This is a genomic window from Streptomyces sp. NPDC002793, assembly GCF_040295485.1.
GTDB lineage: Bacteria > Actinomycetota > Actinomycetes > Streptomycetales > Streptomycetaceae > Streptomyces.
In genome coordinates this window covers 1-7,614 of the sequence record NZ_JBEOVL010000096.1, presented here as the reverse complement: position 1 = coordinate 7,614, position 7,614 = coordinate 1, and the positions used below count along the sequence as shown (strand labels likewise).

The window sequence follows — 7,614 nt, the reverse complement described above, 5'->3', positions numbered from 1 at the left end:
CTGGAAGGCCGCCCGGTCGGGGCCGGGCTCGGGCCCGGTGTTGATCTTCACCCCGGGCAGCATCGACTGCAGGTGCGCGGCCATGCGCCGGTTCGGACGCGTTCCGGGAGTCCCACCTTCGACTCAATTTTGTGACAGGCTCCTGACCTGCGGAAATGTGAGGCCCCCGCTTCGGCGGGAGCCTCACATCCGGGTCACCGTCGGTAGGGGAAGGTCCTGGTCAGCCTTCGGTCCCCTGGTCCTGACAGTGGTGCGACGAGGCTACGTCGGCGATGAGGCCGCTTGTGTGGCCTGTGCTGCGCCGGAGCCCCACGGCTTGGTGAGTGGCTCTCACAAGGTTCGCCAGCGGCGGACGGAGTCGTCGTGGATGGTCAGCCAGGTGCCGTCGCCGAGGGCCAGCGGGTCGAGGCAGGTCGTGCCGGGGTAGTGGAGCTCTCCCACGGGCTGGAGTGAGAGGGCGTCCAGGATGAGGTGCTGGGCGTCGTCGGACCATTGCTCTTCGGCTACGGCTGCCAGGACGCGGGTCGTGTCGAGGAATCCCGGGCGGTGGCCGACGAAGCGTTTTCCTTCTGGAAGGACGTCCTCCGCGTCTGCGCTGACGTCGGGGAGGCCGGCTCGGTAGAGGCCCAGCCATTCACCGCCCACGTCGAGCTTGAGGGCGGCGGTGCCAAGGTTCACGCCGGCGAAGGGTTCATCCTCCAGCCCGACTGGTTCGGCGTGGAGTGCGCCGGCTTCGACCCGGACGGCCAGCGAGTAGAAGGTGTCGCCTTGGGCGGCGTCCAGGAGCAGGCGGCCAGGGTCGGTGAGCGACTGCTGGAAGACGTAGCCGGCCGAGGCGGACGGCAGGACCGTGTGGCTCACCGGCTTGCCACTCCGGATGTCGAGGGCGAGGCAGAGGTCCCCCGCGTACGAGCCGTTCCCCGTGGGGCCGGGGGCGGTGACCAGGAGCAGATGTCCGGTTCCGTCCGGTGTGCAGGCGCTCGAGGCGATCTGGGGGTCGTCCCAGGTGTCTAGTCGGTGTGTCCAGCGCACGTGTCCGTCCGCGTCGTACGCCGTCACGAGTCCGGCCGTAGCCACGGCAAGGCCGCCGTCGGGAAGCGGGGAGGCGAAGCCGTGGCCTTGCGGGCGCGGTGAAGGCCAGCGGCCTTGCTGGGCAAAGACGCGGGAGGTGTTCGCGTCGACGTGCCCGACCAGGATCTGGCCGTCGGATTCGCTCACTAGCCAGCAGGCGCCGTTGCGAACGAGGAAGCCGTCGTTGCGTCCCAGAGCCTCGCCGACGTTCCGCAGTTCGTCCTCGGCGAGCAGTTCGACGGCAAGGGGCGTGTATTCCATGTGTTCTGTCTACCCTGGTGAGTGTCGTGCTGGCCAATAGAACTGTTTCTGCTGTGTCCCGTGTGTCTTTTCGTACACCAGGCCGAACATGGCGCCCTTGCTGCCGCTGATGACCGGGTGGCAGAACTCCTTGCACACGCTGTTGGAGGCGGCGCCGTGGGTCGGCAGCCAGGTGCCCTCGGTCGTTCGGTTCATCCGGTCGAGGAACAGCAGGATGTTCTGTTCGGCGTGGCCGCCCTTTTTGCCCTTGGGGATCTTCAGGTACTGGTCGTTGGGCAGGGGCACCAGCCCCATCGACTTGGCCAGCTTGACCTGTGCGGGTGTGAGCTTGCTCTTGCTGGTTCCCGAAACGAAGGTGATCGGCCCTTCGGGAGTCTCGGCGTGGATGATGGCGACGACCTGCTTCTGGCGTGCCTGTCCTTCCGGAAGCACGTTGTTGAGTTTGGTCGCGAGGTCCAGCATGGTGTCCATGCACGGCGCGAGTCCCATGGGGTCTGCCGTGGTGGACGGGGCGTGCACGTATCCGGCCGGGTTGGCCGCGGGGGCGAGACCGAGCGGGTCCGGTGTGACGTAGCGGCCGGCTTCGGGGTCGTAGTGACGGAAGTAGTTGTAGTGGAGCCCGGTCTCGGGGTCGGCGTACTGGCCGGGGAACCGGAGCGGTGTGTACGCGGTGGCTGTGCGGCTCCATGCGGTGCTGCCCCACTCGGCCCTGCGGCCTTGCCAAGTGATGGTCCCGTCGTCGTCGATGAGGTCGGTGGGTGTTCCGACGAGGTCCGTGACGATCGCGAAGAACCGTGCGTCGGTGTAGGACCCGGCGGACTCGGCGTCCGGTCGTTCTTCGGCATTCGGTGCGCTGCGTGGTGGCGGAGCGGCGATGCGGTGTTCGGTCTGGACGAGTGGGCGGTTGCCCTCGTACTCCCAAGTCAGCCTGGTCCGGGTGGCGCTGTCGGTCTGTTCCGCGAGACGGCTGCCGTCCCATGTGAACCGGGTCTCCTCGACGATGCGGCCATCGGCGTCGTGCTTCCGTTTGGCGGTCCGTCGGCTGAGGGCGTCGTAGGTGTAGGTCCACAGCACTCCGTCCGGGGTGGTGCAGGAGACCAGTCTGTCCTCCGCGTCCCAGGTGTAGCGCCAGATGTCAGGCTTGCGGGACAGGCGCTTCTTGCGGCGCTCGATGATGCGGCCGGCGGCGTCGTAGGTGTAGCTCAGTGCGCCGGCGGTACGTAGCCGTGTTCCGTCGTACGAGCGGAGACCTCGAGACTCCGGGTGCGGCGCCCGGTCGGGCCACTCTGCGTCGGTCTGGTTGCCTTCGCTGTCATACCGATAGCTCTCTCGCCAGCCGGGCTCCTCGATGTCGAGCGGCCGTCCGCGGGCGTCCGAAAGGTAGGTACGGGTATGACCCGTGACGCGGTCGGTCGTCGCCTTCAGGTGGTCGCCGTCGTAGGTGTACGCCCGGTGGCGCAGGGTTCGCCCTTGGGTAGCCAGGGAGTGGTCGCGGATCCTGCCGAGCGGGTCTCTCTCGGTGGTGAAGGTCAGGGAACCTCCGGTTATGCCAGTGGTGCGGCCCACTTCCTGGCCCAGGGCGTCGTGGGTGAAGTCGAGGGGGCGGCCGGCGACGGTCATGCGTATGCGGTTGCCGGCCGCGTCGTAGTCCTCGGTGGTGATGAGTCCGCCCGGCGTCACCCGGCCGGTGCACCGGCCGACGGCGTCGTACGTGTAGCGGGTGGTGTGGCCGTCGACGGTTTCTGCGGCCAGGCGCCCCATCCCGTCGTATTCCATCGTCAGGTTCGAGTGGGGTGAGCGGGCTGCGACGAGGTTGCCCGCCCGGTCGTAGGAATAGGAGGTGACGGTGCCATCAACGTCTTTGGAAGTGACGCGGTCGGCGGCGTCCAGCCAGTGGGTGACGGTCTGGCCGAGCGGGTTGGTCCTGGCCAGGAATCTGCCCGCAGGGTCGTAGGTGTAGGTGAGGGTGCGGCCGTCGAAGTCGGTTTCTCGTACGACGCGGCCGAGGGCGTCGTGTTCGTACCGCCAGGTGAGGCCGACGGAGTTGCGTACGTGCGTGAGGCGGAGCTCGGTGTCGTAGGTGAACTCGTAACGGGCGCCGCCTGGTTCGGTCTTGGCGGACAGGAGGCCGAAGTGCAGGTACTCGTTATGTGTGACCCCGCCGTCCGGATGGACTTCGCTCAGGCAGTTACCCTCGGCGTCGTAGGCCCAGGTCAGCTCCGTGCCGTCCGGCTCCACCCGGCGCAGCAGCTGTCCCTCGATGCTCCACTCCAGCCGAGTGACGCCCCCGAGGGGGTCGGTCACGGTGACGGGACGGCCGAAGGCGTCGCGGTCGAACGTGTAGGTGTTGCCCAGGGCATCGGTGCGGGTAACCGGCAGGCCCACGTCGTTGGCACGGAAGGTTTCCGCGGCTCCTGTCGGGTCGGTGATCGCCACGATGCCGCCGTGGGAGTCGTGCTGGTACCGGGTCGTCGTGCCGTCCGGTGCGGTGAGGGCGGTGTTGTTGCCGCGGTCGTCGTATTCGCGCAACCATATGGATCCGTCCGGCGCCCTCACGGCGGTGGGCATGCCGATTGTGTCGTAGTCGGCGGTGGTGACGGATCCGTCGGGTTCGGTCACCGATGTGAGGTTGCCGGAGTCGTCCCACTGCCAGGTGGTGGTGTGCCCGCGGGCATCGGTGCGACTGAGGATGCGGTCGTAACGGTCCCAGCTCTGGGTGACCGTGTTGCCGCTCGGGTCGGTCTCGGCCACGACCTGGAGCAGGTCGTTGAGGCGGAGAACGGTGGTTGCCCCGGTCGAGTCGGTGAAGCGCGTGACCCGTCCGTCCGGGGCATCATCGGTGTACACGAAGCTGGAGGAGAGGAATCCGTCCGGGCCGATGGTGCGGACGACCCGCCCGGCGGTGTCGTACACGTACCGGTAGGTGGAGTCGTTCCGGTCGGTCCAGCTCGTGATGCGGCTGTTCGCGTCGTAGGCGAAGCGAAGAGGTGCCCCCGAGGAGTTGGTGACGCTCTCCAGGTTGCCTTCACCGTCGTACCCGTAGGCGGCCACCCGCACAGGCCCTTCGGGCGTTCGCAGTGTCAGTTCGGAGACCCGGCCGATGCTGGAATCCGTGGTCACCAGGACGCGGTATCCGCCTTCGTGCAGGAGCGTGGTCGGGAATCCTTCGTCGCTCCGGCCGATGTGAAGGGCGTTGCCGTTGCGGTCCTCGATCTCGGTCAGCCAGTAGATCCCGCCGGAGCGGTACGGGTTGCCGGTGAACCGGCGGGTCAGCCCGAGGAGCGGATCATGCGTTGTATAGGTGATGTCGCCAAGGGCGTTGGTCCCGGCGTGAGTGAGAGGTATTCGGTCGCCCTCCGAGGGAAGGACGTCCTCCCCACCATGCGGAGGCAGCGTCGGATATACGAGCAGTGACCCGTCTTCCCGGGCCCACACCGCATCCTTTCCGGTCAGCTCCAACCTTTCGTCAAGGGTGGAGGCCCAGCTGCGGCCGAAGCACATTCCGAAGCGGTAGCCCGAAATGTGTGAGCGCTGCACCACCAGGGGCAGGACTCCGGGCAGGGAGAGGTCGGTCTGTGGGAGGACCATCTCGCCGCTGGCGATGTCGACCGGGTCCGTCTTGCAGAGGCGCTTGTTCAGAGCAATCGACTTCTCGCGGGGGTTGTCCACCGTCTCCCGCGTCGACTGGGGACGTGACCCTGGACGGCCGGCTCGGCGCCCGCCGTGATCAATCTTGCGGCGGCCGGCGCTGCCGTCGTCCTTGCCTTTCCTGTCGTCGATCTTGTTGATGCTGTCGCGAATGTCGTGGTCGGTGTCCTTGTGGGTCTTGGAGCTCCTGGTGAGGGCGGCGGGCACCTTCTTGCCGACGTGGTCACCGAGGTCGTCGAGCGCCTTGACGAGCTTCTCGGTCACTCCCTCGATCGTGGTGTCCAGGACCGCGGTGAGAGAGTCCTTGCCTTTGGCGCGGCCGTGGTGGGCTTTGGCCTTGCTGAGCTTGCCGCGGGTTACGTCGCCCATCGTGACCTGCACCCCGGCAAGATGCATCCCTGCTTTGCCGTGTGCGTCGTGATCGATTTCCACCCCTGTGCCCGGGCCGGGGGCGCTGCCTCCCGCCGAGTTCAGCTGGAGCCCCTCCTTGCCCGCCTGCGCGGTCTGCCCGGAGTCGTAGCCGTCCTGCACACCGGCGACATTCAGCGCGGTCTGGATCGCGAGGTCGGCCACGATGTTCTCGATCGCGGCAACCGCCGGTTCGGTCAGAGTGGTGACGATCTCCTCGATGGCCATCTCGGCCATCTCCTTGAGGATCCGCTTGAACGCGATACGGGTAGCCGCGATCTTGCCGCCGGCGAGCAGAGTGGACAGGCCGGCCGTTACGGGAGCGAACGCGAGACTGATTCCGATCGTCGCGCAGAGTTCGGCCAGTTCGGCCACCGCGGCGATCTTTCGGGCGACGATGATGTCCGCGACCCGATCGAGCGCGCCGGCGACGAGTCGTCCTGCCTTGGCCAGATCCTTGTGCTTGCCCTGGACCTTCGACCAATGCCGATCCAGCGCGGTCAACGACTCGCTCTGCCCGGTCGCCAGGAGCTTCTGGATGTGCTGGTACGCAGCGTAGGCGTCGTCGTCCGCGTCATCCGCGAACTCCCGCAAGGAGTCAGCCATGTCGCGGTACGCGTCCTCGTCGACATTCGGCCAGCCGACTCCGATGACATCGAGCATCGTGTCGACGCCCTCAGGAATTGTGTATCCCACGACGCAAAGCCCCCGTTTTGCACCAAGACGATTCAGCGAACAGCAAGATCAACCAGCATGCCACGTGGCGGGCGCCGGCTCCCAGGGGGTTCCCAGCCATCACCGACCACGCGAATCCCGTTGATGTTGCACGTGCACGTGCTCTTGCTCGCCGGGGTGGCCGCGCCCGTGCGACGGGCATAGTTCCGGCATCTTCGTCGACCTCGAAGATGGGATCTTGTGGCTGGTTCCCGTCAGGGAGATCGACGGGCGTCCTGCGCAGGTGGAGCACGGTGGCCAGGACCCGGTCGGCTGAGGTGAGCTTGGGTTTGGCTCCTGTGCCAGGGGCCACCAGGCGTTTGTGGCCTCTGCGGGTGCGGAGCACTTGCTCGCGTTGAATCTCCATCGCTGGAGTCAGCACGTCGATGAGTTCGTTGAGCTGTCGGCGGGTCATGCCCGGTCAGTTCCGGGTCCTGTAGCGCACGCTGCGTGAGGCGGGCCGGTCCGTCCGCCAGGGCCTCGTCCTGTGTGCTGGTGGTGGTCGCCGTGTCCGTCGGGCGCTGGGGGCGGAGGGTGTAGTTCCAGTCGCCGTGGAAGCGGTGGCGGGTGATGGGCAGGGCGGCGATCTCGTCGTCGCTGACGCGGATGCCGGTGGGGTACTCACCGCTGTCGAGTTCGGCCTGGACGGGGAAGTCGTGCGTCTTGACCCTCACGGGCTGTCCTGCGGGATGCCATTCGTGCCCGGCGTTCCTGTTGTCGCCGATCAGCTCCTTCTTCTTGCTGTCCACGCAGATCACCGGGTCACCGGCGTCCCTGTGATCTCGTGCCTGCTCGTTGAGGTAGCGGAACTGGGCATCCCTGTCGGGGCGCTGGGCACCTTCGATGGTCTTGGCGTTGGCCTGCAGGCTGAAGCCTTCCTCCCGCAGCAGGCCGGCGACGGTGTCGGCGGAGACCCGGTGCCCCTGGCGGGTGAGCTCCGCCGCCAGCTTCCGGGTCGACTTCGTCGTCCAGCGCAGCGGCGACATCGGGTCGCCAAGCTCGTCGGGCTCGACCAGCGCCAGCAGTGCCGGCCGCAGCCCAGAGTCCAGCTCGGCCGCCTTCTACCGCCCTCCGCCGGGATGGCGCACCCGCCCCAACGGAGCCTGACCGGAGTCCAGTTCAGCCGCCTCACGCGAGACCGTGGCCTCCCGGACCCCGGCTGCACCGGCGACGATCCTGATGCCGCCATGCCCCAGCGACAGTGCTTCCGCCCCTATGGCCAGCCGACGCTGACGCTCGTCCGGATGCGGCAACAACACCTGGAACTTCGCCGCCAGAACGGCCTCGATCCCCTCCGGTCTCCCCATACCAGACCAACGAGCCCCACAGCCGGAAGCCACGACTTGTTTTCCGGCAAGCCCTTAGCCACTCCAACCCCCGGATGGTCAGTCCCGGAGTGATCCAACCATTTCGAGGATCATTTCGTCAGGAGTTCCGAGTGGCTTTTGCCGTCATGCTCTGGGGACTTGGTGCTCACCGGTCCCAGGCTGTTCCCAGCCGTCACCGACCACG

Annotated in this window: 2 protein-coding genes and 1 pseudogene; all 3 read right to left on the bottom strand. The window is 67.2% G+C overall.

The window, feature by feature from the left end; all coding sequences use genetic code 11:
* Nucleotides 1-330 precede the first annotated feature (330 nt).
* Nucleotides 331-1,332 (bottom strand): hypothetical protein, encoded by a 1,002-nt coding sequence (locus tag ABT001_RS35420; protein ID WP_351285757.1) that lies wholly within the window; start codon nt 1,330-1,332, stop codon nt 331-333.
* A 9-nt stretch (nt 1,333-1,341) separates the two neighbouring features.
* Nucleotides 1,342-6,084 carry a DUF6531 domain-containing protein gene (locus ABT001_RS35415; protein ID WP_351285755.1) on the bottom strand — a complete coding sequence of 1,581 codons (4,743 nt, stop codon included), beginning with the start codon at nt 6,082-6,084 and terminating at the stop codon, nt 1,342-1,344.
* Nucleotides 6,085-6,340: 256 nt separating this feature from the next.
* A pseudogene (locus ABT001_RS35410) lies at nt 6,341-7,409 on the bottom strand (ISAzo13 family transposase); the annotation flags it as partial.
* Nucleotides 7,410-7,614 lie beyond the last annotated feature (205 nt).

Excerpts from the sequence above, each read along its gene's own strand:
- ABT001_RS35420 (WP_351285757.1), bottom strand. The coding sequence starts at position 1,332 with ATGGAATACACGCCCCTTGCCGTCGAACTGCTCGCCGAGGACGAACTG.